Source organism: Phenylobacterium sp., from assembly GCF_030693405.1.
GTDB lineage: Bacteria > Pseudomonadota > Alphaproteobacteria > Caulobacterales > Caulobacteraceae > Phenylobacterium.
Map to the genome: position 1 here is coordinate 1 of NZ_JAUYAW010000059.1, position 25,233 is coordinate 25,233.

Annotated in this window: 28 protein-coding genes; 11 read left to right on the plus strand and 17 right to left on the minus strand. The window is 69.1% G+C overall.

Annotated elements, in window-relative coordinates; genetic code table 11:
• Positions 1–251: 251 nt before the first annotated feature.
• Positions 252–878: a glutathione S-transferase family protein gene (locus tag Q8N19_RS12370; protein WP_305591074.1), complete on the minus strand. Its 627-nt coding sequence runs from the start codon at positions 876–878 to the stop codon at positions 252–254.
• A gap of 173 nt (positions 879–1,051) precedes the next feature.
• On the opposite strand from Q8N19_RS12370, the gene Q8N19_RS12375 reads away from it, so the two are divergent.
• Entirely contained in the window at positions 1,052–3,016 is a 1,965-nt protein-coding gene (locus Q8N19_RS12375) for a S8 family serine peptidase (RefSeq protein WP_305591076.1), read from the plus strand.
• Positions 3,017–3,046: 30 nt separating this feature from the next.
• Here Q8N19_RS12375 and Q8N19_RS12380 read toward each other — a convergent pair whose 3' ends face one another.
• The 5 genes from Q8N19_RS12380 to Q8N19_RS12400 form a co-directional block, all read right to left on the minus strand.
• Positions 3,047–3,913 (minus strand): alpha/beta fold hydrolase, encoded by an 867-nt coding sequence (locus tag Q8N19_RS12380; protein WP_305591078.1) that lies wholly within the window; start codon positions 3,911–3,913, stop codon positions 3,047–3,049.
• A gap of 87 nt (positions 3,914–4,000) precedes the next feature.
• Positions 4,001–4,420 (minus strand): hypothetical protein, encoded by a 420-nt coding sequence (locus Q8N19_RS12385; protein WP_305591080.1) that lies wholly within the window; start codon positions 4,418–4,420, stop codon positions 4,001–4,003.
• 33 nt (positions 4,421–4,453) lie between these two features.
• Positions 4,454–5,425 (minus strand): magnesium and cobalt transport protein CorA, encoded by a 972-nt coding sequence (locus Q8N19_RS12390; protein WP_305591082.1) that lies wholly within the window; start codon positions 5,423–5,425, stop codon positions 4,454–4,456.
• Between the two features lie 20 nt (positions 5,426–5,445).
• A complete protein-coding gene (locus Q8N19_RS12395; protein ID WP_305591084.1) occupies positions 5,446–6,180 on the minus strand; it encodes an SDR family NAD(P)-dependent oxidoreductase in 735 nt (244 codons plus the stop codon).
• A gap of 52 nt (positions 6,181–6,232) precedes the next feature.
• Positions 6,233–6,751, minus strand: coding sequence for a hypothetical protein (locus Q8N19_RS12400; RefSeq protein WP_305591085.1), 519 nt, complete (start codon positions 6,749–6,751; stop codon positions 6,233–6,235).
• Positions 6,752–6,974: 223 nt separating this feature from the next.
• Between Q8N19_RS12400 and Q8N19_RS12405 the strand changes: the two genes are divergently transcribed.
• Both Q8N19_RS12405 and Q8N19_RS12410 read left to right on the plus strand, forming a co-directional pair.
• Entirely contained in the window at positions 6,975–7,106 is a 132-nt protein-coding gene (locus Q8N19_RS12405) for a hypothetical protein (protein ID WP_305591087.1), read from the plus strand.
• A 7-nt stretch (positions 7,107–7,113) separates the two neighbouring features.
• Positions 7,114–7,320: a hypothetical protein gene (locus Q8N19_RS12410; RefSeq protein WP_305591089.1), complete on the plus strand. Its 207-nt coding sequence runs from the start codon at positions 7,114–7,116 to the stop codon at positions 7,318–7,320.
• A 12-nt stretch (positions 7,321–7,332) separates the two neighbouring features.
• Here Q8N19_RS12410 and Q8N19_RS12415 read toward each other — a convergent pair whose 3' ends face one another.
• Together Q8N19_RS12415 and Q8N19_RS12420 are read right to left on the minus strand one after the other, a co-directional pair.
• A complete protein-coding gene (locus Q8N19_RS12415) occupies positions 7,333–8,886 on the minus strand; it encodes an ABC transporter permease/substrate-binding protein (RefSeq protein ID WP_305591091.1) in 1,554 nt (517 codons plus the stop codon).
• Entirely contained in the window at positions 8,883–9,653 is a 771-nt protein-coding gene (locus tag Q8N19_RS12420) for an ABC transporter ATP-binding protein (RefSeq protein WP_305591093.1), read from the minus strand. The genes Q8N19_RS12415 and Q8N19_RS12420 overlap by 4 nt, the downstream gene beginning before the upstream one ends.
• A 127-nt stretch (positions 9,654–9,780) precedes the next feature.
• Here Q8N19_RS12420 and Q8N19_RS12425 point away from each other — a divergent pair, with 127 nt between their 5' ends.
• Positions 9,781–11,274 carry an amidohydrolase family protein gene (locus tag Q8N19_RS12425; protein ID WP_305591095.1) on the plus strand — a complete coding sequence of 498 codons (1,494 nt, stop codon included), beginning with the start codon at positions 9,781–9,783 and terminating at the stop codon, positions 11,272–11,274.
• Here the strand turns inward: Q8N19_RS12425 and fliE are convergent.
• From fliE to flgB, 3 genes are read right to left on the minus strand one after another with little or no spacing between them, the layout of a single operon-like run.
• Complete coding sequence (gene fliE / locus Q8N19_RS12430) at positions 11,255–11,560, minus strand: flagellar hook-basal body complex protein FliE (protein WP_305591097.1); 306 nt, start codon at positions 11,558–11,560, stop codon at positions 11,255–11,257. The genes Q8N19_RS12425 and fliE overlap by 20 nt on opposite strands.
• A 13-nt stretch (positions 11,561–11,573) precedes the next feature.
• The gene (gene flgC, locus Q8N19_RS12435) at positions 11,574–11,993 is read right to left on the minus strand and encodes a flagellar basal body rod protein FlgC (protein WP_305591099.1); all 420 of its coding nucleotides are present in this window, start codon (positions 11,991–11,993) and stop codon (positions 11,574–11,576) included.
• A 17-nt stretch (positions 11,994–12,010) separates the two neighbouring features.
• Positions 12,011–12,433 (minus strand): flagellar basal body rod protein FlgB, encoded by a 423-nt coding sequence (gene flgB, locus Q8N19_RS12440; protein ID WP_305591101.1) that lies wholly within the window; start codon positions 12,431–12,433, stop codon positions 12,011–12,013.
• 98 nt (positions 12,434–12,531) lie between these two features.
• Between flgB and Q8N19_RS12445 the strand changes: the two genes are divergently transcribed.
• Together Q8N19_RS12445 and fliP are read left to right on the plus strand one after the other, a co-directional pair.
• Complete coding sequence (locus Q8N19_RS12445; protein ID WP_305591191.1) at positions 12,532–12,873, plus strand: flagellar biosynthetic protein FliO; 342 nt, start codon at positions 12,532–12,534, stop codon at positions 12,871–12,873.
• Complete coding sequence (gene fliP, locus Q8N19_RS12450; protein WP_371133844.1) at positions 12,873–13,670, plus strand: flagellar type III secretion system pore protein FliP; 798 nt, start codon at positions 12,873–12,875, stop codon at positions 13,668–13,670. Before Q8N19_RS12445 ends, fliP begins: the two co-directional genes overlap by 1 nt.
• A 7-nt stretch (positions 13,671–13,677) precedes the next feature.
• On the opposite strand, the gene Q8N19_RS12455 is transcribed toward fliP, so the two are convergent.
• The gene (locus tag Q8N19_RS12455) at positions 13,678–14,838 is read right to left on the minus strand and encodes an alpha-hydroxy-acid oxidizing protein (RefSeq protein WP_305591102.1); all 1,161 of its coding nucleotides are present in this window, start codon (positions 14,836–14,838) and stop codon (positions 13,678–13,680) included.
• Positions 14,839–15,107: 269 nt separating this feature from the next.
• Between Q8N19_RS12455 and Q8N19_RS12460 the strand changes: the two genes are divergently transcribed.
• Positions 15,108–15,953, plus strand: a complete 846-nt coding sequence (locus Q8N19_RS12460; RefSeq protein WP_305591103.1) for a hypothetical protein — start codon at positions 15,108–15,110, stop codon at positions 15,951–15,953.
• 47 nt (positions 15,954–16,000) lie between these two features.
• On the opposite strand, the gene Q8N19_RS12465 is transcribed toward Q8N19_RS12460, so the two are convergent.
• The 5 genes from Q8N19_RS12465 to Q8N19_RS12485 are packed head-to-tail and all read right to left on the minus strand — an operon-like array spanning position 16,001 to position 21,931.
• The gene (locus Q8N19_RS12465) at positions 16,001–18,919 is read right to left on the minus strand and encodes an endoglucanase (RefSeq protein ID WP_305591105.1); all 2,919 of its coding nucleotides are present in this window, start codon (positions 18,917–18,919) and stop codon (positions 16,001–16,003) included.
• 4 nt (positions 18,920–18,923) lie between these two features.
• Entirely contained in the window at positions 18,924–19,709 is a 786-nt protein-coding gene (locus Q8N19_RS12470; protein ID WP_305591107.1) for a MotE family protein, read from the minus strand.
• Positions 19,706–20,221: a DUF6468 domain-containing protein gene (locus Q8N19_RS12475; RefSeq protein ID WP_305591109.1), complete on the minus strand. Its 516-nt coding sequence runs from the start codon at positions 20,219–20,221 to the stop codon at positions 19,706–19,708. Before Q8N19_RS12475 ends, Q8N19_RS12470 begins: the two co-directional genes overlap by 4 nt.
• Entirely contained in the window at positions 20,221–21,264 is a 1,044-nt protein-coding gene (gene fliM / locus Q8N19_RS12480; protein WP_371133847.1) for a flagellar motor switch protein FliM, read from the minus strand. The genes Q8N19_RS12475 and fliM overlap by 1 nt, the downstream gene beginning before the upstream one ends.
• A gap of 49 nt (positions 21,265–21,313) precedes the next feature.
• On the minus strand, positions 21,314–21,931 hold the full coding sequence (locus Q8N19_RS12485) for a flagellar basal body-associated FliL family protein (RefSeq protein ID WP_305591111.1): 618 nt from the start codon (positions 21,929–21,931) through the stop codon (positions 21,314–21,316).
• A gap of 216 nt (positions 21,932–22,147) precedes the next feature.
• Between Q8N19_RS12485 and flgF the strand changes: the two genes are divergently transcribed.
• From flgF to flgH, 4 genes are read left to right on the plus strand one after another with little or no spacing between them, the layout of a single operon-like run.
• The gene (gene flgF, locus Q8N19_RS12490; RefSeq protein ID WP_305591112.1) at positions 22,148–22,885 is read left to right on the plus strand and encodes a flagellar basal-body rod protein FlgF; all 738 of its coding nucleotides are present in this window, start codon (positions 22,148–22,150) and stop codon (positions 22,883–22,885) included.
• Between the two features lie 23 nt (positions 22,886–22,908).
• Complete coding sequence (flgG, locus tag Q8N19_RS12495; RefSeq protein ID WP_305591114.1) at positions 22,909–23,691, plus strand: flagellar basal-body rod protein FlgG; 783 nt, start codon at positions 22,909–22,911, stop codon at positions 23,689–23,691.
• A gap of 8 nt (positions 23,692–23,699) precedes the next feature.
• Positions 23,700–24,449: a flagellar basal body P-ring formation chaperone FlgA gene (flgA, locus tag Q8N19_RS12500; protein ID WP_371133848.1), complete on the plus strand. Its 750-nt coding sequence runs from the start codon at positions 23,700–23,702 to the stop codon at positions 24,447–24,449.
• Between the two features lie 23 nt (positions 24,450–24,472).
• The gene (gene flgH / locus Q8N19_RS12505) at positions 24,473–25,204 is read left to right on the plus strand and encodes a flagellar basal body L-ring protein FlgH (protein WP_305591118.1); all 732 of its coding nucleotides are present in this window, start codon (positions 24,473–24,475) and stop codon (positions 25,202–25,204) included.
• The last annotated feature ends 29 nt before the right edge of the window (positions 25,205–25,233 follow it).

A 25,233-nucleotide genomic window follows, 5' to 3' on the forward strand; every position in this document is an offset into this window, starting at 1 on the left:
CTGGGTCTTCGAACCGAACTGGCGGATGGTCATGTCCTCGATCATCCGCTGGCGCAGCGGGGTCGTGGTCGCAGAGGTCATGGGGATCTCCTGTCTGCAGGGTTGATCCCCAATCTTCAGACAGGACCGGCCAAACACCGCGCCAGCCGACCCCTCACAGACCTCTCTCCAGCCCACCCATGCCGCGCGAGCGGCTTAGTCCACTTGGCGCACTGCCGACCTCCCCGCCCGCGCCCAGGACCCTGCGCCGCCTACGCCACCACCCCCTCATGGGATCGCGCGAACGCGCGCTGGTAGGCGTCGCGGGAGGTGGTGCGGGTTAGGTAGGTCTGTTCGGCTTCGGTGAGGGTGAAGCCGGCGTGGTTGGCGGCCAGCCTGAGGGCGTAGCTCACCGAGATGTCGGCGGCGGTGAACCGGTCCCCGGCCATGTAGGGCGCGGTGGCGAGCTGTCGCTTGACCAGCATCAGCCGTCGCTCGACGCATTCGCGGGCCCAGCGGGCGCCCCAGTTGTCCCGCTCGGCCTCCGGCGCGATGAAGCCGCTCACCAGGGGCACCATGACCAGGGTCGCCAGGCCCGCCTCGCCCATGTGGAGGAACTGCTGGTAGGCGGGGAAGGCCGAGTCGCCGGGGGCCGGCTGCAACGGCGTGGGTCCGTAGCGGCCCATCAGATATTCCATGATCGCCACGGACTCGACCATGGTGACCTCGCCGTCCTGGATCGCCGGCAGGAAGTCGCCGGGATTGACGGCGAGCCAGGCCGGGTCCTTCTCCGCAGCCAGCATGTCCACCTGCCGGACGCGGTAGGCCACGCCCATCTCCTCCAGCAGCCAGACGACCCTGAGCGACCGAGAGGTCTGTCCGCCCCAAACCGTGATCATCGTCCTGATCCTCCGCCCGACGATGATTTCACGGGGCGTCCGTTTTAGAAACGCCCGACCATGGCCGCACGCCATCCGCGGTCGGCCGGGCGCGCAAGCTTGAGTGCAGAAACCCGTATGGGCCTGCCCGCCAGGGTGGTACCGGTCCCCCGGTAAAGAGGGGGACTAACTGAGTGACCATTCGTAACTTTAGCGTGCTGGCCATGGTGGCCGGCGCGGTTGCGGCTTCGCCTGTCCTGGCGCAGACCGCCCCGATCACCGAGGCGACCGCCAATCAGGGCCTGGTTTTGATCAACGCCCAGGCGGCCAACAGCCTGGGCTACACCGGCGCGGGCGTGACCGTCGGGGTGCTGGACAGCGGCATTGACGCCACCCATCCGGACCTGAGACCCAACCTCGCCACTTTCTCGTATGACGGGAACACCGGCGGGCCGGCGCTGCAGGACTACGACATGCACGGCACTCATGTGTCGGGCATCATCGCTGCGGCCCGCAATGGGGCCGGCGTGCAGGGCGTGGCCTATGACGCCAAGCTCGCCCTGATGGTGCCGAGGACTGAAGCCGGCGACGGCGAGACGCAGGCCGACCTGGCCATCGCCGACGTCTATGGCCGGGCGCTGAACGCCAATGTGCGGATTTTCAACAATTCCTGGGGCTTCGACTACTACACCGGCACGCCGCAGGGCCGGGCCATGCTCAACACGGTGATGCGGGGGCAGATCGAGGTGTTCAAGCGCGCCGTGGCGCTGGACTCGGTGATCGTTTTCTCCACCGGCAACGAATACCAGAGCCAGCCGAACACCCAGGCGGGCCTGCCCTATTATGTCCCTGAGCTGGCGCGCAACTGGCTGGCGGTGACGGCGGTCGACCTGTCGGGCGAGATCGTCGACTACGCCAACCACTGCGGCCTGGCCGCGGCCTGGTGCCTGGCCGCGCCGGGCGGCGACGGCGAGGCGGCCGGCATCGTCTCGACGGTGCCGCTGGACCAGGGGGGCTATGATCGCTCCTCGGGCACCTCCATGGCCGCGCCGCATGTCACCGGCGCCGTGGCCGTGGCCCGGCAGATGTTCCCCACCGCCTCGGGCGCCGACCTGGCCAGGTTTGTCCTGGTCACGGCCACCGATGTGGGCGCGGCCGGGCTGGACCCCGTCTATGGCTGGGGCCTCTTGAACATGGGCAATATGGCCGCCGCCCGGTCGGGCCTGGGCGCCGGCCTCGCCGCCCAGAGCGCCTGGGCCGCCGATCAGGGCCAGGCGGTCATGCTGCAGAGCCTTGATGGCCGGCTGAAGAGCCAGGGCGCGCCCGGCGCCTGGGCCGCCGCCCAGGGCGGCCGCAGCCGCCACGATGGCGCAGCGATGGTCCCTGGGGCCGAGGCCGACAGCCTTGGCCTGATGGCAGGCTATGACATGGCCGTCGGCGAGGCCGCGAAGGTCGGCGCGGCCCTGTCCTGGACCACCACGGACCTGGACGAACGGGGCGGCGCCAACAGCGCCAAGGTCGAAGCCCTCACCCTGGCGGCCTATGGCGCGGCCACCCACGGCCAGCTGTTCGTCGATGGCTCGGCCGGGATTCATCGCCGCGACTACAGCCTGACCCGGGCGGGTGTGGCCGGCGCGGCCGGCACCGTGCTGGGCGCCCAGGGGCTTACCGGCCGGGCTGAGACCGAGGGCTATGGCTTGTTCGTCGATGGCCGCGTCGGCCTGATCGTGCCGGTGGGCCAGGTCGCCCTGCGCCCGTTCGTGCATGGCCAGGTTTCGCACCAGGCCTTTGACGGCTTCACCGAGACGGGCGCCGATGTCTTCGCCCTGACGATCGAGGATGTGGAGCTGACCCGTTATCAGGCGGGGCCTGGGCTGGAGGTTCTGCTGCCGCCGCGGGCCATGGGGTCGGCGCGGGTGTCGGGCGACCTGTCGGTCCGCTACGCCGCAAGCTGGGGCGACACCGACTACCGGGTGAACGCCGCCATGCTGGGCGCGCGGGTCGGCGGACAGCTGGGCGAGCTGGACGATCCCGTGACCCTGGCCGGCGGCCTGTCCGCCGCCTGGGGCGCCGTGGAGAGCTCAGTGCGCGGTTTCTATGCCGAGGCCGGCGACCAGGACTCCGCAGGCGTCAGCCTGGGCGTCCGGGTGACGTTCTAAGGAATAGCGTCTGGCGGGGTGGGGCCTCCCCTACTCCGCCAGGAAGCCTTCGGTCTCGGCCATGAACGACTCCAGCTGGTCGTGGTGCACCCAGTGGCCGGCGCCTTCGAAGTTCACCAGGCGGGCGTTCTTGAAGTGCTTGATGCGGCCATCGGCCTCGGGGTCTGAGGCCCAGGACTCCTCGCCGCGCATGAGCAGGACCGGGCAGGTGATCTGGCTCCACAGATAGTGCTGGTCGGCGTGGGACAGGCCGCCCATCCCCCAGCGGGAGTGGTTGTCGAACTTCCAGCTGTAGGTGCCGTCCTCGTTCTGATGGGCGCCATAGATGGTCAGGTGCCGGGCCTGTTCGGGGGAGAGGTGCGGGTTCTCCTCGGCCATGCGGGCATAGGCCTCGTCCAGGGTGGCGTAGCGGCGCGGCGTGCGGCCGGAATTCTTGCGGCGGTCCTCGATCCAGTCGCGCAGGCGCTGGTCCACCGTGCGGCTGGCCTGTTCAGCCATGACGGCGGGCGACGGGCCCAGACCCTCGATGGCGACGATCTTCTTCACCGCGTCCGGATAGGCGCCGCAATAGTTGAGCGCGATGCCTGCGCCCATCGAATGGGCGATGATGGTGACGGGGGCCAGGCCCTTCTGATGCACGATCTGGGCGATGTCGTAGATATAGGCGCCCATGTCATAGCCGCCGCCGATGGCCCAGGCGCTGTCGCCATGGCCGCGCAGGTCGGGCGCAATGATGTGGTAGCGGTCACGCAGGCGCTGGGCCACCCAGTCCCAGTTGCGGCAATGGTCGCGGCCGCCATGCACCAGCAGCAGGGGCTCGGCCCCCTCATTGCCCCAGTCCACATAGTGCAGGCGCAGGCGCTGGGAGAAGTAGAAGTGCGAGGTGGGGCCTTCCATGGCGCGTCGTCTCCCGGCGGTTTCGAAGTCTCTGGCGTGGGGCTTTAGCACGACGTCGGCGCGGGCCAAGGGCCAGGCCTTGGCGAGTCAGTCCTCGGACTCGGCGCCGTCGATGGCCCGGTCCACCAGGTCGCGCCAGGTGGGGTCGGTGTCGTCCACCAGGTCCACGTCCTCCAGCAGGGCCACAGCCGCATCGCCATCGGGCAGGATGAGGCCAAGCACCTCCATGATTTCTCCGTCGGCGTTGGTGTGGACCTCGGCCTGGACGGCCACGGCGGCCTGCTCGCCATCCTCCTCCCACCAGATCACCGGCTGGGGCAGTTCCATCTCCAGCACCCGGGCCTCGGTGGTGTCGCCGAGCGCGAAGACCGCCCGGCGGGCCTGCACATCGTCCAGCGTGGCCACAGCCGCGGTGAAGGGTGTCAGCCGGCGCCAATCCTCGGCGTCATAGCCGCCGCCTTCGGGCTCGTCGTCGGCCCCGGGGCGGTCGTCAGGATCGGTGGTCATGGGCACAGGGTCCTTCTTGGGCGTCCAGACCGGTCACAGCCACTTGGAGCGCCTGAAGCCGAGATAGAGGGAGGTGCAGATCGCGGCGATCACCGCCAGGACGGCGGGATAGCCGTAGCGCCAGTGAAGCTCTGGCAGGTAGTCGAAGTTCATTCCGTAGATGCCGGCGATGGCCGTGGGCACGGCCAGGATAGCGGCCCAGGCCGCCAGCCGGCGGGTGATCACGCCCTGGCGCTGCTGCTCCAGGAGGTTGGAGACCTCGAACACCGAGGTCAGGGTTTCGCGCAGGGCGCCGACCCTGGAGTTCACCCGGCGGGCATGGTCGCGGATGTCGCGGAAATAGGGTCGCACCTCGGGGTCGATGCCGGGAAATTCCAGTCGCTCCAGCCGGCTGGCGGCCTCTTCCATCGGTCCCAGGACCCGCTCGAAGCGCAGCAACTCGCGGCGCAGCTGGAACAGGGCGCGGATCTCGGCCCGGCTGAGGAAGGTGTCGAGCGCCCGTTGCTCCATGGACAGCACCGCCTCCTCCGCATGGTCAACGATGGGGGTGTAGCCATCGACCACGAAGTCGAGGATGGCGTGAAGCACATAGTCGGGGCCGTGGTTCAACAGGGCCGGCGAGGCCTCCAGGTGAGCGCGGAGGTTCACATGGCCTCGGGCCGAGCCGTGCCGCACGGTGATGATGTGGCCGGCGCCCAGGAAGATGTGGGTCTCGCCGTACTGGATCACCGTCTCGCCCTCGTCGATCTGGGCGGTGCGGGCGACGACGAACAGCTCATTCCCGTAGGTCTCGACCTTGGGCAGCTGGTGGGCCGAAAGCGCGTCCTCCACCGCCAGCGGGTGCAGGTTGAAGCGGGCCTGCAGGGTGCGAAGCTCGGCCTCGTCCGGCTCCAGGAGGCCGATCCAGACGAACTCGCCTGGGCCAAGCGCCAAGCCATCGGCGCTCAGCGAGGCTTCCCGGACCCGCAGGCCGTCCTTGTAGACATAGGCGGCGACGATGCTCATGGGGCTGGGCTCATGGGACTCTATCGCACAAAGCTGGCGCCGTTTACGTCCAGCACGGCGCCGGTCATGGAGGCCGGGGCGTCGAGGGCCAGATAGGTCGCCACGCTGGCCACCTCGCCGGGCTGAGCGACGCGGCCGAGGGGGATGTCGGCCAGCAGCTTGTCCCCGCCCCGGCTGGCCAGATAGTCCTGCGCCATGCCGGTCATCACATAGCCGGGGCAGATGGCGAAGGCGGCCAGGCCCTGGCCGGCATAGCCGCGGGCGATGGACTTGGTCATGGCCACCATGCCGGCTTTGGACGCCGCATAATGCCAGTGGGCCGGCGAATCCCCGCGATAGGCCGCCCGGCTGGCCACATTGACGATCCGACCGCGAAGGCCCCCGGCGTCCGGCTCGCGCCCTTGAGCGTGCAGCACCATGCGGCGGCAGAGGTCGGCCGAGGCCTGCAGATTGATCTGCAGGGTTCGGGTCCAGCTGGCCTGCCATTCGGCGTCCGGCGCCTCGACGGAAATGGCTTCGAAGACGCCGGCGTTGTTGATCAGCACGTCGATGCGGCCGTCCAGGGCGGCGAGCGCCGCCTCCCACAGCCCGTCGCCGGCGCCCGACTCGCTGAGGTCGGCGGCCAGGATGCCGGGCGTGGCGCGCGTACCGTGCCCGATGACCCTGGCGCCGCGGGCGCTGAGAGCTTCGAGGATGGCTGCCCCGATGCCGCGGGTGGCGCCGGTGACGAGGATGTGGGGCGGGGACTCAGGCATGGTGCAAACCTAGCCGGGAGACCCCCGCCCCCGCCAGGGCGAGCTTGAGGGGTCAGCGCGCGTCGCGTCGGGCCTGGGCCACAGCGCCAGCCTTGCGCTGGCGGCCCCGCTCCATGGGCCGCATCAGATTCTCGCGGCGCTGGCTGGCGGCCTTGCGCATGCCCTTGTGGGCATGACGGCTGTTGGGGGTAGCCGCAGCCTTGGAGTCCGTCTTCATCTGCATGGCGCGCTGGGCGTTCTGGGTCATCTCCACCCGGGCGGCCATCTTGCGGCGGCGTTCCAACTCGCCATTGGCTCGGCGCAGGGCCATGGACAGGACGGCGAGCTTGGTCTTGGAGCCGTCATCCTTGGCCGAGGGCGCCGCGCCGCGGGCCTCGCCCTTGCCGCGCATTTCGCGTCGGCGTTGATGGGCCATGTCGCGGGCCTTGTTGCGCCGCTCGCGCACGAGGCGGGTCAGGTCGCGCAGATCTTCGTCCGAGGTCTCCTGGATTTCCGGGTGGTGGGTCCGGCTGACCAGGTCCTGTTCGTCGCCGCTTAGGGCGCGTGCTTCTTCCTTGCGTGTGATCGCCATGGGTCTCTTTCGTTCTACGCGGGCCAGGGCCCGCAGATGCCGTCGCCAGATTGCGACGACCGGCCGCCACCGCAGAGACAACGCACAGCCAAGGCTGAGGCTGCGACCCGAGCGGCGAGACCGCGCTATGACTTGAACTCCGACAAGGGCGCCCGGACGTGCTAGGGTCTGGGTCATCGCCCCGCGGATCCGCCCGCTGGCCCAGGCCCGAAAGGCCGCCATCATGAAAATCTACGACTCGCGTCTGCAGGCGCCGGCGCGCCGCGACCTCACCGATCCGCGCTCCACCGCCCCGGCCAACACCCCGCAGCAGACGCCCCGGCCGATGCTGAACGACCGCCGCAGCACGCGCTGATCCGCCCATGAGTGATCTGACTGAAGGCCAGCTGCACGCGCTCGAGAACCTCAGCCGCAAGAAGTCCGGGGGCGAGGCGCCGTTCCTGAACATCCGCGACGCTCAGGTGCTGGTGGAGCTGGGTCTGGCCGCACGCAGCCGCCAGGGTTGGGACATCACGCCTGAGGGGCAACGCCTGCTCGCGCCGCCGCCCAGCTCCGACAACCAGCGCTGAGCGGCGCGAGCTTCAGTCCAGTCCGAGCTTCTGGGACAGGGACCGGGCCGCCTCCACCGGCCGCAGCTTGTCGACGTCGCGATCGACGCTGTAGTTGGCGTCGCGCATGGCCTCCACCGAAATGGCCCCGATCAACGGGCGCAGGGCCGCCAGAAGCCGCGCATCGTTCACCCGGTCGGGCGCAATCAGCACCACGGCGTCATAGGGCGGCAGGGCCTGACGCGGGTCGGACAGGGTGACCAGATTGTCGGCGGCGATCCGACCGTCGCTGGAGAAGGCCGAAATCACGTCCACATCTCCGGACGTCACCGCCCGGAACATGAAGGTCGGCTGATAGGATCGCCGGGCGCGGAAGTTGAACCCATAGGCCTCATTGATCGCCGTCCACTCCGGCCTTGCGAAGAACTCCAGGTCGCCGCCCATGGTCAGGCCTCCGGAGCGCCGGGCCAGATCATCCAGGCTCTCGATCCCGAGCGCGGTGGCGCGATCCTGGCGCATGGCCAGGGCGTAGGCGTTCTCGAACCCGAGGGAGCCCAGGACCAGCACCCCGTCCCGCTCGGCCAGTTCCCGGGTCAGCTCATCGAGCACGGCCTCACGCCCGGGATTGTCCTCCCGGTTCAGCACATTGGCCCAGAGCGTGCCGGAATAGTCGACATAGACGTCCAGTTCGCCCGACGCCAAGGCACGGTAGGCGATGGCGGACCCCAGATCCTCTTTCATCCGCGCCTCGCCGCCAAGGTCCTCGATCCGCTCGGCCATCATCTCGGCCAGGATGTACTGCTCGGAGAAGTTCTTGGCCCCGACCACATAGCTGGCGGGCTTGCCGAAACTGATGAGCGGGGTAAGGGCGACGATGATCCCGATCAGGATGCCGGCCGCGCCGATCGCTACGCGCTTGATGTCGCGCTTGGCGGCGCCGGCCTCGATCAGGCCCAGCAGCTGGTCGGTGACCATGGCGAGCAGGGCCGAGGCCCCGCAGCCGAACAACACCAGCACCCAGTTCTCGGTCTGCAGGCCTGAAAAGATGTAGTTGCCCAGGCTGGTCTGGCCGACCGGCGTGGACAGGGTCGCGGCCCCAATGGTCCAGACCGCGGCGGTGCGCACGCCGGCCATGATGACCGGCGCGGCGAGCGGCAGCTCCACTTGGAACAGCCGCTGGCGGGGCGTCATGCCGACGCCCTCGGCCGCCTGGATGATGGCGGGGCTGACCGAGAGAATGCCGGTGGTCCCGTTCCGCACGATGGGCAGCATCGAATAGAGGGTGAGCGCCAAGAGGGCCGGGAGGAAACCGAGCGCCGAGAAGCCGTAGCCGATCAGGTCCTCGCTGGCCGCCGAGATCACCAGCAGCAGCGGGAAGAATAGCGCCAGCAGGGCCAGGCTCGGGATGGTCTGGATCAGGCTCGCGCCGGCCAGCACCGGCCAGCGGATATGGCGGTTGCGGCTGGCGGCGACGGCCAGCGGCAGGCTGATCAGCAGGCCAAGCCCCAGCGCAGAGGCGCTGAGCAGGACGTGCCAGGCGAGATATTCCGGCAGGCGCGCAAACGCCGCCTCCACCTGCGGGCTCATGCGGCGTCTCCCAGTCGGGCGCGCAGGCGCTCGGCCTGGCGACGCGGGGCGGCCAGCAGGGCGGCGACCTCCGGCTCGGCGGAGGCGGCCAGGGCCTGGGGCGTCCCATCGGCGATCAGCCTGCCATCGGCCACCACCACGATCCGGTCGGCGAGCAGCAACGCCTCGGTCATGTCGTGGGTGACCATGACGGTGGAGAGGTTCAGTCGCTCATGCAGGGCGCGGTAGTCGTCCCCCAGCGCGTCCCGGGTGAGGGGATCCAGCGCCCCGAACGGCTCGTCCATCAGCACGATGTGCGGCTCGGCCGCCAATGCCCGGGCCACGCCGACCCGCTGCTGCTGGCCGCCGGACAGAGCGGCGGGGAAGCGCGCGCCCATTTCCTGGGGAAGGGCCACCAGGTCCAGCAGCTCGGCGGCGCGGGCGGCCCGCCTGGCCCTGTCCCAGCCCAGCAGCTTGGGCGTGATGCCGATATTCTCAGCCACCGTCAGGTGGGGAAAGAGGCCCACCTCCTGGAAGACATAGCCGATGCGACGGCGCAGCAGATGGGGCGTCAGGTCGCCGACCGCCTCGCCCTCGATCCGCACCTGGCCGCTGTCGGGCCGGATCAGCCCGTTGATGGTCTTGAGAAGCGTCGTCTTGCCCGAGCCTGAGGCGCCGACCAGGGCGACGAACTCGCCGGCCGCGATGTGCAGGCTGACGTCGGCCAGGGCCTGGTGGGCGCCATAGGTCTTGGTGACGCGCTCAAGCGCGATGCGGGGGTCTGCCATGCGCCAGACCTAACACGCAAAGCCGCGGTTGGGCTCCCCTGGAGGGCCTCGAGACTTCACCGGCATGTGTCCCACAGAGGCGGGAGGGCGAGATAGGCTCTCGTCAGCGCCATGGAGGGAACGGCCGATGGGATTTCTCAGTGACGACGACAAGGCCGCCCTTGAGCCGGCCGAGACCGCCTCGCCCCGCACGCCCATCCCGGTCCAGATGGTGGCCAGCGACGAATACGCGCCCCAGGCCCAGACGGCGCGCCAGCGGGAGGTCCAGGCTCGGCTGATGGAGATGGGCGGCGACCTTTCCCGGCATCAGGGCCTGAGCCGCCGGCGGTTCTTCCAGACCTCGGCGGGCATGGCCGCAGCCTTCGTGGCGCTGAATGATGTCTATGGCCCGCTGTTCTCCGCCAGCCGCGCCGAGGCGGCGACGCCGGACATGGCGCAGGAACGCTCAGACGCCCTGCGCGGCCAGTTCATCATGGACATGCACACCCACTTCTTGCGGGACGACACCCGGCTGACCGGCTTTGTCCGCATGCGCGAGGCCGTGGGCCAGCGGGGCTGGAACCCGGACCTGTCGGGCCGGCCGCAGACCCTCGAGGACCTGAAGTTCGACAACTATATCAAGGAGGTCTTCCTCGACAGCGACACCAAGGCGGCCCTGATATCCAGCGCGCCCTCGGACATTCCCGAGGACTGGTTCCTGACCAACAGCCAGATGGCCAAGGCCCGCGAGCGGGTCAACGCCGAAGCCGGGGGCCGTCGGCTGTTCACCCACGCCATCTTCACGCCCGGCGCGCCCGGCTGGCTGGAGGCCCTGGACGCCGCCCTGGAGCTGCGCCCGGACTCCCTTAAGGGCTATACGGTGGGGGACAACACCCACAAGGCCACCAGCCGCTATCCCTGGAGGATGGACGACGAGGCGGTGGCCTATAAGGGCTATGAGAAGATGGCCGCGGCCGGGCGCAAGATTGTCTGCGTGCACAAGGGGCTGTTCTCCACCGAGGTCGAGGCGCAGTTCCCCCATCTGGCGCCCTTCGCCGATGTTCGCGATGTGGGCCAGGCGGCCAAGGACTGGCCCGACCTGACCTTCGTCATCTACCACTCAGCCTACCGCCTGGGGGACCCGGCCAAGGCGCTCGCCCAGTTCGAACAGACGGGCCGGCTGCACTGGGTCAGCGACCTGGCGGAAATCCCCGAAAAATACGGCGCAAACAACGTCTATGCCGACCTTGGTCAGGTCTTCGCCCAGACCATGGTGGCCGAGCCCCGGGTCTGCGCGGCCCTGATGGGCATTCTGATCCGTGGTTTGGGCGCCGACCATGTGTGCTGGGGCACCGACGCGGTCTGGACCGGCTCGCCCCAGTGGCAGATCGAGGGCTTGCGGCGGCTGGAAATCCCAGAGGACATGCGGCGCGCCCACGGCTTTGCTGAGCTGGGCGCCGCCGACGGGCCGGTGAAAAACGCCATCTTCGGGGGCAACAATGCGCGGCTCTACGGGGTGGGCGCCGCCGAGGTCGCGGCCCAGGACGGCGACGGCCTGGCGCAGCGCAAGGCCGCCTATCTGGGGCAGGGCGGGCGCCCCAGCCTCAGGCGCTACGGCTATGTCAGATCGGCATCCGCATGATTTCCTGATAGGCGGAGATCACCTGATCACGGACGGCCATGACGGTTTCGAGGCTGGTCTCGGCTGCTGAGATGGCGGTGACCACATCCACCAGCTGCGCCTTGCCCTGCACGTGGGCGGCCATCTGGGTCTCGGCGGTGCGGGAGGTCTCCACCGCCTGTTCCATGACGTTCTTCAGCATGGCGCCGAAGTCGGCGCCCCCTGCGGCCGCCCCGCCGCCGACGGCGGGAAGGGCTGCGCCCTGGGTGGCGGCATAGGCCTTGGCTGCGGCGAGCGGGGTCATCATGGCCTAATCGTCCCTAGCGCTTGAGCAGATCAAGGACGCGCATCTCCATGGCGCGCGCCGTCTCGATCACATTGAGGTTGGCCTCGTAGGCCCGCTGGGCCTCGCGCATGTCCATCGCCTCCACCAGGGTGTTGACGTTGGGCAGCTTCACATAGCCCTGAGCATCAGCCGAGGGATGGCCGGGCTCGTATTCGGTGCGGAAGGCGCTCTGATCAGGCTGCACCCTGGCCATCCGGACCCCCTGGCCCGCATCGATCTTGGAGGGTTCGAACACCGGCACCTGGCGGCGATAGGGGTCGCCGCCCGCCTGCTGCGAGGTGGAGTTGGCGTTGGCCAGGTTCTCGGCGATGACCCGCATCCGGGCCTGCTGGGCGCGAAGGGCCGTGGCCGCGATGGCCTGGGCCGCACCTTGGGTCGATTTGATTTCAGCCATGGCTCAGTCTCCCAAGATCAGCGGCCGGGCGGGCGGGCGGCGGTGCGCAGCAGGTTGAGAGACTTCTGGTAGAAGCCGACGGCGGCGTCATAGGCCATGCGGGCCTCCGACATCTTCATCATCTCCTCCTCCAGGACCACGGAGTTGCCATCCATGGTGGTCTCGGAGTCCTTGCTGTTGATGGCCTTGAAGGTCGACGCGGCCGCCGTGCGATTCACCGTGCCGCTGAGATGGGCGGCCTGGGTGCGGGCCGGCGCCCCCGCCTGGGTCATCTGGACACCGCGGACCTGGGCCTGAAAGCTGTAGGCCTTCACATCCTGCGGCGTGTAGCCGGGGGTTTCGGAGTTGGCGACGTTCTGGGCGATCAGCCGCTGGCGCTCGCCCAGATGGCCCATGCGGCCACGCAGCATCGAGAACAGAGGGATGTCGCTCAGGTTCATGGGCAACATGGTGAATAAACAGGGTTAATTGCTCCTTAAGAGTGTTGGCGGCAAACCGGGCCAAAGACCGGCGCCCGCGCGCCGGACAGGTGCGCCCCATGGATCTCGCCAGTTTCGCCCGGGCGGTTTTCGCTCTCGCCATCACGATCGGCCTGATCGGTCTGGCCGGCGTGGCCCTGCGCCGGTTTGGGCCCGAAGCCATGGCGAGGTTCGCCCCGACCCGCGCCGAGCGCCGCCTGGCCGTGGTCGAGACCCTGGTGCTCGATCCCAGCCGCCGCCTGCTCATCGTCTCCTGCGACGGCGAGGAACGCCTGCTGCTGCTGGGGGAAGGTCAGGTGCTGAACGCGCCGGCGCCCGCACCGGTCCCGGCCCAAAGCCCGGCGGGCCCGCTCCGCAAGACGCCCACCCGCAAAGCCCGCAAGCCCAAGGCCGACGCCTGATGCGCCAAGTCTTCCGCGCCCTCTCAGCCCTCCCCGCCGCCGACTGGCGCCGCGCCGCAGGCCTCGCCGCCCTGGTGAGCCTGGTCAGCATCATCGGCCCGACGGTGGCCCACGCCCAGGCCCTGAACGTCGATCTGGGGACCGGCGCGGGCCTGACCGAACGGGTCGTCCAGCTGGTGGGCCTGCTGACGGTCCTGTCGCTGGCGCCATCCATCGTCATCATGACCACCTCCTTCGTGCGGATCGTGGTCGTGCTCTCCCTGCTGCGCACGGCGCTCGGCCTGCAGCAGAGTCCGCCCAATGCGGTGATCATCAGCCTGGCCCTGTTCCTCAGCGCCATCATCATGGCCCCGACCTTCGAACAGGCCTATGCGGACGGCATCCGCCCGCTCCTCGACCAGGAGATGGAGCTGCCCCAGGCCTTTGACGCGGCGGCCACGCCGGTGAAGACCTTCATGCTGTCGCAGGTGGACCGGGAGGACCTGGCCCTGTTCGTGCGGCTGTCGCGGGAAGAGCAGCCTTCGAGCGTCGAGGACCTGCCGCTCCGTATCGTCACGCCAGCCTTCATGATTTCGGAACTTAAGACGGCCTTCGAGATCGGCTTCCTCTTGTTCGTCCCCTTCCTGGTCATCGACCTGGTGGTGGCCAGCGTGCTGATGAGCATGGGCATGATGATGCTGCCGCCCGTGGTGGTCTCCCTGCCCTTCAAGCTGATCTTCTTCGTCCTGGTGGACGGCTGGCGCCTCGTCGCCGGCAGTCTGGTGGAGAGCTTCCAGCGGGGAACCGGCGGGGGTTAGCGGCGGGCTAAAGCCGTCGCACGCCTTCCCGTCTCAGATCGGCCAGGGTGGGCATGCCGTTGACGGCCATGAAGAGATCGGCCTCGGCCAGGATGCATTTGAGGACGTGGGCGGCGCCGGCGGCGCCGTCCAGGGCGAGGCCGTAGACGAAGGGGCGACCGACGCCCACGGCCGATGCGCCCATGGCCAGGGCCTTGACCACGTCGGAGCCCGACCGGATTCCGGAGTCAAACCACACAGGTACGTCGCCGCTGGCCTTGACCACATCGGGCAGCATGTCGATGGCCGCGATGCCGCCATTGGCCTGCCGGCCGCCGTGGTTGGAGCAGTAGATGCCGTCTGCCCCCAGATCGACGGCCTTGCGGGCGTCATCGGGGTGGCAGATGCCCTTCAGGATGATCGGCAGCTTGGTCACCGACTTGAGCCAGGCGATGTCCTCCCAGAGCATGGGCCGACCAAACAGCGAGCCCCACAGGGCCACGGCCTCGGCCGGCGACTCTGAAGCGTCCTTGCCCAGCAGTTTCTGGAAGACCGGATCGGCGGTGTAGTTCTTCAGCACATGGCCGCGCAGCTGCGGGAAGTTGCCGGCGTTCAGATCTCGGGGGCGGAAGCCAGTGACCCAGGTGTCCAGGGTGACGATGATCCCGCGATAGCCGGCCGCCTCGGCCCGGGTGATCAGGCTTTCGGCCAGGTCCTTGTTGCGCGGGGTGTAGAGCTGGAAGAAGCCGGGCGTCTGGCCCAGATGCGGCGCCACATCCTCCAGGGTGTCGTTGCCCAGGGTGGAGACCACCATCGGCACCCCGGTCATGGCCGAGGCCTGAGCCGCGGCGATGTCGCCATGCTGGTCCTGGCTGCACATGGCGGTCACCCCGATCGGCGCCATGAACAGGGGCGAGTGATAGGTGTGGCCAAACAGGTTCGCCGACAGGTCGCGAACGCTGGTCTCGACCATCATCCGCGGGACCATCCCCCAGTGATGGAAGGCCAGCGCATTCTGGTCCTGGGTGAACTCATCCCCGCAGCCGCCCTGGACGTAGTTCAGCACGTGGCCCGGCATGGCGGCCGTCGCCCGGGCGACCAGGGTGGCGTAGTCGACGGGCACACCGGGCAGCACGCCGCGCAGTCCGCCCTGATAGATTTCGTTCTGATAACTGCCAAACTGCGCCATGCCCGGCTCTCCCAATGTCGCCTTGTTGTTAAACAGACGAAGCCATGATGGCCCAGTTGAGGTCAAAGGAAACCGATGGCCTGGCCACGGCTCCGAATTCCGTTTGCGAATCCCCTGGTTGACAGCGTCATATTGCTTCGCCCCCGCCTCTGGACCATACCCGTTCGATGAACCCTCGGTCGCTTACCGCTCTAGAGTCCGCCGCGCTCAACATTTCCCGTGGCGCGCTGCTGACTCTATGGCAGGGCCGGGACAAGACTCTGGACCCGATGGACGCCCTGCTTGTGGCGACCATCGTGCAGGCCAATGTGGACGTCGCGACAGCCGGGCTCGACGAGCAGGTGGCGTTCGGGGCCCTGGACCGGCCGCCGCCGGATATGGCGCGTCGGCGGGTCAGCATCAGCCGGGTGGCCGACAGCCTGGACCTCCGCTTCGAAACCGTCCGTCGCCGGATCAATCGCCTGAAGGAGAAGGGCGCGATCGTCTCTGACGCCGCCGGCGTGATCGTGCCGGAGTCCTATTTTCACACCCCGGCGAACGCCGCCACGGTGATCGCCATCGACGCCTTAGCGGCGCAGACCTATTGGCGCCTGGCCGACCTGGGCTACTTCAACGACAGGCCCCTGCCGTCGCCGCCCTACCATCCCCCCGAACACCCTTACCGCGCCGTGGCCAGGCACTTCATGAGCTACGCCCTGCGGTTGGGTGGCGAGATGCGCCTGCTGTGCGTCGACTATATGAACCTGCTGCTGGTGCTGAACCTCAGCTATCTGAACACCGCCGATCTCGGTGACGCCCGGAGCCCGACCCCGGCGGCCGACGGGGCGCCGCTGGTCGCCGACGCCGACAAGACGCCGGTCAGCATCGCCGCCCTGGCCAGGGATTCCGGCGTGCCCTTCGAGACCACCCGCAGGCGCCTGGCCAAATTGGCCGAGCAGGACATCTGTCGCGCGGTGGGGGGCGGCTATATCATTCCGACCGACACCATTCTGCGGTTCGCCCAGACCCTGGCGCCGGTCAATGAGATGAACCTCACCCGCCTCTACCGGAACTGCGCCCTCGTGGGCGCCGTGGAGGGCTGGCAGACCAAGCCACCAATCTTCAAGGCGTCCTGAGGCGAGGGTTCTCGGGCGACCACCGCCCTGACCAGAGGGCGGAGACGTCAGGCCGGTTTCGCGGCCGTGGCGGGTTTGGCCGCGGCCTGGGCGGCCGGCGCCGCAGCAGCGCGGAACTTGTCCTTCATCTTGGCAACCCAGCCAGCGAAGGCTTCATTGTCCGCCGCCAGCCGGCCGAACTCTCCGACGCCGACAGGCCCTGAGGCCACGCCGGTCAGGGCGACCCGCAGGGCTTCGGGGTTGCGCGCGGCGTCGAGAAAGCCCTTGTAGCGCTCCTCCATCCGCGCCAGGGCCGCGTCGTCCCCAGCCAGACTGAAGGCCACCCCCGCCCGCAGCAGCTTGCCCTCGTCTTCGGCGCTCAGGGCGGCCGGGTTGCGCCAACGCTCGCCCAGGGAGGCTTCGAACAGCTGGCCCGCCTGGGGCCAGTCCTTCTTGCGCCAGACGATCTCGGCGCGAAGGTCGCGGGCGCCGACCGAGTCGTCCCGCTCGAGGATTTCCAGGGCGTGATCGAGCCGGCCCAGATCCGACAGGGCGCGGGCCTCGATCAGGCGACGGTCGGCGTTCAGCTGCCGCGGCAGGATGGTCGAGCGGGTGCCGTTGATGGTCACCAGAGCCTGCTCAGGGCGGCGGTCCATCAGATAGATCAGCGCCAGATCGGTCGCGACCTGGGCCCGGGGCACACCGTCCAGGCGGTTGTCCACCTGATAGGCCAGCAGGTCGGCGGCCTGGTTGAGCAGGTCCACATCCACCAGGCGGCGGACCAGGCGGCGGACCATCATGTCGCCGTCGGCGCCCAGCGGGGTGAGGTCCTTGAAGTCGAAGAACAGGGCCAGCGCCTGCACAGGCTCCAGCCCGTCGGCCAGGCCATCCAGGAAGAGGGCGCGGAAGGCGGTGCTGAGGTCGGCCTGCAGCCCAAGCGCCTCGGGCAGGTCAGGCAGCCGCTGGCCGGCGGACCGCAGCGCCTCCAGCGCCTCACGATAGCGGCCCTGGCTGAGATAAAGCCGGCCAAGGGCGCGGATGGTGGCGAGCTCGGTGGCATCGCCCCGCCAGCGGAACCGCAGGCTGTCATAGGCCGCCGTCGCCTGGATCGGGGTGATGTCCCCTTCCTCGTAGCGGATACGGGTGGCGTTCAGCAGGGCCGGGGCGGAGAGATAGTCCACGGGCGCGCTGGCGACGGCCTGGTAGATGCGCAGCGCCCGACCGGTCTGGCCACGGCGCTCGGCCAGCTCGGCCTGCAATAGACGAACAGCCAGCTCCTCCAGGGCGTCGGTGTCTTCGGCAAGCGCCATGCGGATGCGGGAGTCGGCGCCGTCCAGGTCACCCATCTCCAGGGCGGCCTTGGCGTCAGCCCGGGCGAAGCGCTGTCGCCAGACGGCGGGGAACTGGTTGAAGGCGGCCGCACCGGCTGCGAACTCCTTGCGCGCCTCGGGCCACTGCGCCGTCTGCCCGGCCAGATAGGCACGCCAGAGGGCCGCGGCCGGGTCGTTGGACAGGGCCGGCGAGGAGAAGTCGGCGCTGGCCTCCTTGTAGCGCCGGGCCATGACCCGGGAGATGCCGCGCAGACCCCGGAACTCAGCGTCCCCCAGCACGGAGGGATGCTGGCGGGCCACATCGTTCAGCACTCCGATGGCCTCGAAGGCGAGTTCGGTGCCGACCAGGAAGCGGGCCAGGGCCATGCGGGCGGCGACCTTGCTGTCCTGGCCGTCGAGACCCTCCTCGGCGGCCGCGGTCACCAGGGCGTTGTAGCGCGACATGAAGCCGCCCGACCCGGTCTTGGGCCAGTTGTCATAGTCCACCAGGGCCGGGCGACCGGCCGGCATGGGCGCGCCCACCGGGGCCTCGTTTCGCCGGGCGGCCACGGTGGGGGATGACAGGGCCAGACCTGCCGGACGACCGATCGCCACCAGGTCCCCGTCGCGGGACAGGGTGATGTCGTCGGCGAAGGCCTCCATGGCCAGACCCTGGGCCGAAGGCAGCAGGGCCATCTGGACGAATTCCCGTCGGGACGGCAGCCCCTTGGCCGGGCCAAGGGCTGTGGCGATGGTCAGGGTGTCGCCGACCATGGGGTCGGCGATGCGGACGATCCGGGTCACCCCGGAGACCGCCGCGGTCAGGCTGGCCGGGCCGCCGGTCTCGTCCCGGCGCACATTGATCACCGCGGGCTGCGCCTGGGCGCCGGCCCCGAGGGCGATGATCCAGGTGTTGCCCTCGCTGATGGCGAAGACTGGCACGCCCTGCGGGCTGGTGATGCGCACCGCGGAATAGTCGGGGCCCCGGAAGGCCTCCATGCGGGAAAACTGGCGCAGGCCCCTGGGCGCCTTGGCGACATCCAGGCGGGCCGGGGCGTCGAACACTACCCAGACCGCATCGCCCCGGCGGAAGACAGCCGCGCCGGCCGGCGCCGCCCAGGGAAACCGCAGCACCGCCTGGGCGCCTTCCAGACGGGCGTCGAGGCGGACGACGCCATCGGCCGGAACCGGATTGGGCCGATCAGGGGGCGGCTCCAGGGGCGCGGGCGCAGCCGCCACGGCCTTGGCCTCGGGCGCCTCAGCGGTCTGCGCCTCAGGCTTGGGGGCGATATTGACGAAGGCTGCGCCATCGGCCTGGCCCATGCGGGCCTCGAACCCGTCCTCAAGGGTCAGATCCAGCTCCAGCACACCGCCCACATGACGGACCTGGGCGGTCTTCAGCCCTCGCGGGGGCGAGACCCGGAGCCGGGAAATGTCGGGATTGGCGTCCCGGGAGAAGCGCAGGGTCAGGACCTGACCGGCCTGGCGGCTGGTCATCCGCGCCACACCGCGCCACTGGAACTCGACCCGGGAGAAGCCCCGCGCCTGGGCGACCCGGACCTCCAGCGGCTGGGCCGCGGCCTGGGGCGCGCTCTGGGCGGCCACGCCCGCGGGCGTGGCCGTGGCCAGGATGCAGGCCGCCGCGACGCCAGAGCGCAGGGTCCGCCGCAGGGTCATCAGATCAGCCGCCCGCCTTCGGGGCCGGCGCGGCCGGCCGCGGGGCGGCCTGGGCGGCGGCGCTTTCGGTGGCGCTCACCGCCTTGCCCAGGGCCCGGGCGGCCTCGAACCGGCTGGCCAGGCTCTCGGTGAGCCGCTTGGCCTCCTCGGGCGGCATGGCCGCCAGCATGGCCGACAGGGCGCGCTCCTTCATGGCCGCAGCGATCGGCAGGCGCACGGAATCGTCCAGCACCGTCATGCGGGCGGCGGAGTCCTTGGGCTTCATGCCTTCGAACACCTTCACCATGCGGGCGACCTCGGCGTTCTCGCGCACCTCGGCCTCCCCCATCAGACCTTCGATGTCGGTCTTCAGACCGTTCAGCGCCTTGACCTTGGCGTCCAGCTTGGCCTCGGCCGCAGCCATGAGGGCCAGTTGCGTCTCCATCGACTGCTCGCGGGCGTCCAGCTGGCCCCGGCGCTCGCCGAGGCTTTGCAGGACCTGGAGTTCGGCGGGCGACAGGCCGGCTTCCCGGGCGAGCTCCGCAGCCGTTGGCGCGCAGGCGGCGACCGGCTTGGGCATGGTGGACTTGGCGACCGCGTCGGCCCCCTCGCCGGTGGCGGCGGCCCCATCGGCACCTTCGCCCGCGCCCTCCCCGATCTTGCCAGCCCCTTCGCCAACCGCCTCCTGGGCGAAGGCGCGGGCGCCAGACAGCAGGTCAGGCAGGGCCTGGGCGCCGGCCAGGGCGTTGACCACCAGAACGCCGCCAATGGCGACGCCGACGATGGGCAGGATGCGGGGGACGGACTTCATCGACGGCCTCGGCTCAGATAGCCCTCGGCCTCGGCCGGGGGCGTGTCGAACAGGTCTTCTTCAAGAGCCCGCGCCATCTTCGACAGCGGACGGGACGGACGGGGGATTGGCGCGATCTCGCGGTCGGGTTCGGCCCGGGGCCGCGGGGGCCGGAGCTCATGGGCGCCAGACAGCAGAGCGCCGAGCCGACGCTCGGCGGCGCGCTCGGCCTCTTCGGCTTCGATCAAGCCAGGGCCTTCATGGACCTGGCGTTCAAGCCGGGCGCTGAGCGCACGGGCTTCGGTGACACGGTCGCCCAGGGTTTCGGCGGCCTCGTCGGTGGCCGCGCGCAGGTCCGCCAGACCCTGTTCGGCGCGGCGGGCGGCGGCGTCCAGTTCGGCCACGGCCAGGGCGAAGCCCTCATGGCTGTCGCGCAGGGCCTTGAGGCGCCGATTGAGTCGCCAGCCCATGATCAGGGCCGCCGCCAGCAACACCGCCAGCAGGAGGTTCATGGAGATCGCCACCAGACTCATCAGATCCTCTGCACGGCTTTGCGGGCCTGCGGCGAGAGGGGAGCCTCGACGCGGACAGCGATGTTGTGATTGCGGCGCCCCATGTGGCCGCGGGTCAGGGGGATGGTCCCCGCCCGCAGCTCCACCGGGCTTTCCGGCGTGGCGTTGAGCACGATGGTTTCGCCCACCTGCAGGTTGAGCAGCCGCTGAAGCGGTATCTGCAGCTCGTCCAGGACGCAGCGGACCTCCATCTGGGTGGTCCAGAGTTCGGTGGCCAGGTGGCCTTCCCAGATGTTGTCGCGGCCGAACTTCTCACCCATGAACTGCTGCAGCAGCATCTTGCGGATGGGCTCAAGCGTCGCATAGGGCAGCAGCAGCTCGATGCGCCCGCCGCGGTCTTCCATGTCGATGCGCAGCTTAACCAGGATGGCGGCGTTGGCCGGCCTGGCGATCGCGGCGAAGCGGGGGTTGGTCTCCAGGCGGTCGAGCACAAAGGACACCGGCGTCAGGGGCTCGAAGGCCGCCCGCGCATCGGCCAGCACCACCTCGACCATCCGCTGGACCAGCACCCGCTCGATGGTGGTGTAGGGCCGGCCCTCGATGCGCATGGCCGCCGTCCCGCGGCGCCCGCCCAGCAGCACGTCGACGATGGAGTAGATCAGGTTGGAGTCGACCGTCAGCAGGCCGTAATTCTCGAGCTGCTCGGCCTTGAACACCGCCAGGATGGCCGGCAGCGGGATCGAGTTCAGATAGTCCCCGAACCGGATCGACGAGATGTTGTCGAGGCTGACCTCGACATTGTCCGAGGTGAAATTGCGCAGGGAGGTCGTCATCAACCGCACCAGGCGGTCGAAGACGATCTCAAGCATCGGCAGACGCTCATAGGAGACCAGGGCCGAATTGATGATCGCCCGGATGCCGGTGCGCTCGGACGCCTCATCGTCGGAGAGATCAAAGCCGAGAAGGCTGTCGATCTCGTCCTGATTGAGGATGCGCTCGGTCCCGGCGAAGGGATCGGCCTCGCCGCCTGCGCCCCAGGCGTCGGCGCCGTTGTCTGCGGACATGTCGTTGTCGTCTGCCATGGCGAAAGCTCAACCGAGGACCCGGGGGTCGTCAGTTGATGAGCATCTCCTCGATCAGGACGGCGTTCACCTTGGCTGGCGCGATGACCAGATTGACCCGACGCAGGATCTCCATGCGCAGCTGGTAGCTGCCCTGGCTGCCCGACAGATCCTCGGGCCGCAGTTCGCGCAGGAAGGTCTGGAACATGTCCTGCAGGCGGGGCAGATTCGGATCCAGTTCGCCGGCCACCGTATCGTCGGGAAGTTCGAGGGTCAGGCGCAGCTTGAGGAAGGTCGCCTTGCCCTCAGGCGTCTGCATGTTCACCACGATGTCGGGCATGGTGTAGAAGACCACCCCGTCGGGGCCTGGGCGGATCACCGCCGGGCTCGCGGGCGCGTCGCCTTCCTTGCCCTTGCCTTTCTCTTCCTTGCCCTTTTCGGCCTTCTTGTCCTTCTCCGCATGGGCCTCGCCCTCGGCGGCCGGCTTGGGCTTGAGGAGCATGAAGGCGCCTGCGCCGCCGCCGCCCAGGACCACCAGGGCGCCCACGCCGGCGATGATCAGAAGCTTGAGCGGCGGCTTCTTCTTGCCGGGCGCACCTTCGCCGTCGACGGCGTTTTCGTCGCCATCGACAGGGGCTTCCTTGTCCTTCTTGTCCTTGGACTTGGCCACGCGCGCGGCTCCTTAGAATCTTACCCCTCACCCATGCGACAGCGGTGGTTAAGGATAGGTTTTTACACCTGTTAACGGGGGCCGATCCTGCCCGGCAGTTTCCGCCACGGGGTCGAAATTAACCTTCTTAAATATTGTAATTGCTGGGCTTTTTGTCTGGCCCGAAGCTTGCAGGCGTCAGGTGAGAAATCCTGTCGCACCCAGGGAGGCGAGCAGATGGACAATGCGGTTTATGTCGGCCTGTCTCGCCAACTGGTCTTGCGGCGCGAGCTGGACCTGATCGCCAACAACGTGGCCAACGCCGACACGGTCGGCTTCAAGGTCGAGTCCCTGATGGCCCGCACCGAACCCGGCGCCCCGGCTTCCAACGCCGGCGCCCCGCGTCCGGTGAAGTTCGTCATCGACGGAGGCGTGGCCCGGGACTTCACCCAGGGCGGCCTGTTCAGCACCGGCTCTGACCTCGACCTCGGCATCGAGGGCGAGGGCTTCTTCGAGATCACCACCGACGATGGGCCCCGCTACACCCGCGACGGGCGTTTCCGGCTGGATGAGCTCGGCCGCATCACCAATCAGGCCGGGCAGCCGGTGTCCGGCGAGGGCGGCGGCGAGATCGTCGTCAATCCGGAGGACGGTCAGGTCAAGATCGGCCCTGACGGGACCATCAGCCAGGGTGAGAACCCGATCGGCCGCGTCTCCGTTGTCCGGTTCGATGATCTGTCGGTCCTGGAAAAGACCGGCGACAATCTGCTGCGCAACACCGCCAACCTGCAGCCCGAGGCCGCCCCCGACGTGCGGGTCCGCCAGGGCATGCTGGAAAGCTCCAACGTCAAACCCATCCTGGAGATCACCCGGCTGATCGAGGTCACCCGGGCCTATGAGAGCATCACCAAGATGATGGAATCCTCCGCCGACCTGTCCCGCCGCGCTGTCGAGCGCATGGGCCGGGCGAACTAGATTACTTAGGGAAGGTCTTCACCATGCAGGCGCTCCGCACCGCAGCGACGGGCATGTCAGCCCAGCAGCTGAACGTCGAGGTCATCTCGAACAACATCGCCAACATGAACACGGTGGGCTTCAAGAAGCAGCGCGCCGAGTTTCAGGACCTGCTCTATCACACCCTTGAGCGGGCCGGCGCCATGGCCGCCGAGGGCGCCATCGTGCCCACCGGCGTTCAGATCGGCGGCGGCGTGAAGGCCGGCTCGGTCTATCGGATCACCGAGCAAGGCGCTGTCACCCAGACCGGCAATCCCTACGACCTGGCCATCGAAGGCCGCGGCTTCTTCCAGGTGCTGATGCCGTCTGGCGAAACGGCCTATACACGGGCGGGCAACCTGTCGCTGAACGCCGATGGGCAACTGGTGACCGAGGACGGCTATGCGGTCCAGCCGGCGATCAATGTGCCGGGAGACGCCACGGCCATCTCGGTCTCGAAGACCGGCCAGGTTCAGGCGGTCCGCGCCGGCCAGACTGAGGCCGAGGTTGTGGGCCAGATCGAACTGGCCAATTTCGTCAACGAGGCGGGCCTGAACGCCATCGGCGACAACCTGCTGATGGAGACCGCCGCCAGCGGCCCGGCCACTGTGGGCGCCCCCGGCGCAGACGGCTTCGGCAACCTGCTGCAAGGCTATACCGAGGCCTCCAACGTGGACGCCGTCACCGAGATCACCGCGCTGATCGTCGCCCAGCGGGCCTATGAGATGAACTCCAAGGTCATCTCCGCCGCCGACGAGATGCTGCAAGCCGCCAACGCGGTGAAGTGATGACCCTGATCCGCCCCCTCCTTCTCGCCGCGGCCCTCTGGGTCGGTTGCGCCCCGGCTGTCCTGGCTGCGACCTCCGTCACCCTGAAGGCCGAGGTCTACGATTCCGACGGCGTCGTCACCCTGGGCGACCTGTTCGATGGCGCGGGCTCAGCCGCCGATGTCCGGGTCGCGGCCAAGCCGGGCCTGAGCGTTGTGCTGGACGCCGGCGCCGTGCAGCAACTGGCGCGGCGCGCGGGCCTCGACTGGGCCAACGCCCAGGGCCTCCGCCGCATTATCGTGCGCACCGGCGCCGATAGCGGGACCGCCACGGCCGCGGCGGCGCGATCGGGCAACGTGGAGGTGCTGACCTACGCCCGCAATCTGTCGACCGGCGACATCGTCCAGCCTGAAGACCTCATCTGGGGCAAGGCGGCCGCAGCGCCCAACGACGCGGCCCAGGACGCCGAACAGATCATCGGTCTGGCGGCCCGCCGCCCGCTTCGCGCCGGCTCTGTCGCGGCGGCCCGCGACGTGACCGCCCCTCAGGTCATCGCCGCCGGCGATATCGTCACCCTGACCTATGAGGCCGCCGGCATGATGCTGAGCGTCAAGGCCAAGGCCATGGGGCGCGCCGCGCTCGGCGAAGGCTTCGCCGCGCAGAACCTGACCTCCAAGCGCACGGTCCAGGCCGTGGCCACCGGCCCCGGCCAGGCGGCCGTGGGCCCCGGCGCCGACCAGATCCTGGCCAGCCCGGCCGCCCGTTACGCCCTGCGTTGATCCCGATGAAGAGAGACTGCGCCATGCGCCTTCCCACCCTCGCCCTCCTCGCCCTGCTGCCGCTGGCCGCCTGCTCCACCGTGCAGGAGGCTGTCGCCGGGCCTGACCTGACGCCGGTCCGCTATCCCGCCGCCCTGGTGGGCCAGCAGCAGGTGGTACTGGCCTCGGCCAACCAGCCGATGCCGACGGCGGCCTCGGCCAACTCCCTGTGGCGGACCGGCGCGCGAGCCTTCTTCCTGGACCAGCGCGCCAACCGGGTCGGCGACATCGTCACCGTCCAGATCGAGATCGACGACCGCGCCCAGACTTCCAACTCCACCAGCAGCAACCGCAGCGGGGCCATGTCGGCGGGCGTGCCCAACTTCCTGGGCCTGGAATCGAGCCTCGGCCGCATCCTGCCGGGCGGCTTTGATCCGGCCAACGCCATCTCCACCAACTCGAGCTCCAGCAACACCGGCTCCGGTTCGGTCTCGCGCTCGGAGAAGATCAACCTGGTGATCGCCGCGGTGGTCACCGGCGTCCTGCCCAATGGCAACATGATGATCCAGGGCACCCAGGAGGTGCGGACCAATGGCGAGGTGCGCCAGCTGTCGGTGGCCGGCATCATCCGCCCGGAGGACATCACCTCCTCCAACACCATCCGCCATTCGCAGATCGCCGAGGCGCGCATCAGCTATGGCGGCCGCGGCGATATCAGCCGGGTCCAGCGGACCCCGGCCGGACAGGCCCTGGTGGAGACTTTCTCGCCTTTCTGACCGTAGCGCGACCCAGGAGGTGAACCCGG

What these genes read in the sequence shown, in the direction of transcription:
- Q8N19_RS12445 (WP_305591191.1), top strand. Translation starts at nt 12,532, where the DNA reads ATGGATCTCGCCAGTTTCGCCCGGGCGGTTTTCGCTCTCGCCATCACG.
- Q8N19_RS12380 (WP_305591078.1), bottom strand. Translation starts at nt 3,913, where the DNA reads ATGGAAGGCCCCACCTCGCACTTCTACTTCTCCCAGCGCCTGCGCCTG.
- Q8N19_RS12460 (WP_305591103.1), top strand. Translation starts at nt 15,108, where the DNA reads ATGGACGCCCTGCTTGTGGCGACCATCGTGCAGGCCAATGTGGACGTC.
- flgG (WP_305591114.1), top strand. Translation starts at nt 22,909, where the DNA reads ATGCAGGCGCTCCGCACCGCAGCGACGGGCATGTCAGCCCAGCAGCTG.
- Q8N19_RS12415 (WP_305591091.1), bottom strand. Translation starts at nt 8,886, where the DNA reads ATGAGCCCGCAGGTGGAGGCGGCGTTTGCGCGCCTGCCGGAATATCTC.
- Q8N19_RS12405 (WP_305591087.1), top strand. Translation starts at nt 6,975, where the DNA reads ATGAAAATCTACGACTCGCGTCTGCAGGCGCCGGCGCGCCGCGACCTC.
- fliE (WP_305591097.1), bottom strand. Translation starts at nt 11,560, where the DNA reads ATGATGACCCCGCTCGCCGCAGCCAAGGCCTATGCCGCCACCCAGGGC.
- Q8N19_RS12470 (WP_305591107.1), bottom strand. Translation starts at nt 19,709, where the DNA reads ATGAAGTCCGTCCCCCGCATCCTGCCCATCGTCGGCGTCGCCATTGGC.
- Q8N19_RS12390 (WP_305591082.1), bottom strand. Translation starts at nt 5,425, where the DNA reads ATGAGCATCGTCGCCGCCTATGTCTACAAGGACGGCCTGCGGGTCCGG.
- flgC (WP_305591099.1), bottom strand. Translation starts at nt 11,993, where the DNA reads ATGGCTGAAATCAAATCGACCCAAGGTGCGGCCCAGGCCATCGCGGCC.
- Q8N19_RS12395 (WP_305591084.1), bottom strand. Translation starts at nt 6,180, where the DNA reads ATGCCTGAGTCCCCGCCCCACATCCTCGTCACCGGCGCCACCCGCGGC.
- fliP (WP_371133844.1), top strand. Translation starts at nt 12,873, where the DNA reads ATGCGCCAAGTCTTCCGCGCCCTCTCAGCCCTCCCCGCCGCCGACTGG.
- Q8N19_RS12425 (WP_305591095.1), top strand. Translation starts at nt 9,781, where the DNA reads ATGGGATTTCTCAGTGACGACGACAAGGCCGCCCTTGAGCCGGCCGAG.
- fliM (WP_371133847.1), bottom strand. Translation starts at nt 21,264, where the DNA reads ATGTCCGCAGACAACGGCGCCGACGCCTGGGGCGCAGGCGGCGAGGCC.
- Q8N19_RS12475 (WP_305591109.1), bottom strand. Translation starts at nt 20,221, where the DNA reads ATGAGTCTGGTGGCGATCTCCATGAACCTCCTGCTGGCGGTGTTGCTG.
- Q8N19_RS12400 (WP_305591085.1), bottom strand. Translation starts at nt 6,751, where the DNA reads ATGGCGATCACACGCAAGGAAGAAGCACGCGCCCTAAGCGGCGACGAA.
- flgB (WP_305591101.1), bottom strand. Translation starts at nt 12,433, where the DNA reads ATGAACCTGAGCGACATCCCTCTGTTCTCGATGCTGCGTGGCCGCATG.
- Q8N19_RS12370 (WP_305591074.1), bottom strand. Translation starts at nt 878, where the DNA reads ATGATCACGGTTTGGGGCGGACAGACCTCTCGGTCGCTCAGGGTCGTC.
- Q8N19_RS12410 (WP_305591089.1), top strand. Translation starts at nt 7,114, where the DNA reads ATGAGTGATCTGACTGAAGGCCAGCTGCACGCGCTCGAGAACCTCAGC.
- Q8N19_RS12465 (WP_305591105.1), bottom strand. Translation starts at nt 18,919, where the DNA reads ATGACCCTGCGGCGGACCCTGCGCTCTGGCGTCGCGGCGGCCTGCATC.
- Q8N19_RS12455 (WP_305591102.1), bottom strand. Translation starts at nt 14,838, where the DNA reads ATGGCGCAGTTTGGCAGTTATCAGAACGAAATCTATCAGGGCGGACTG.
- flgF (WP_305591112.1), top strand. Translation starts at nt 22,148, where the DNA reads ATGGACAATGCGGTTTATGTCGGCCTGTCTCGCCAACTGGTCTTGCGG.
- Q8N19_RS12420 (WP_305591093.1), bottom strand. Translation starts at nt 9,653, where the DNA reads ATGGCAGACCCCCGCATCGCGCTTGAGCGCGTCACCAAGACCTATGGC.
- Q8N19_RS12385 (WP_305591080.1), bottom strand. Translation starts at nt 4,420, where the DNA reads ATGACCACCGATCCTGACGACCGCCCCGGGGCCGACGACGAGCCCGAA.
- flgH (WP_305591118.1), top strand. Translation starts at nt 24,473, where the DNA reads ATGCGCCTTCCCACCCTCGCCCTCCTCGCCCTGCTGCCGCTGGCCGCC.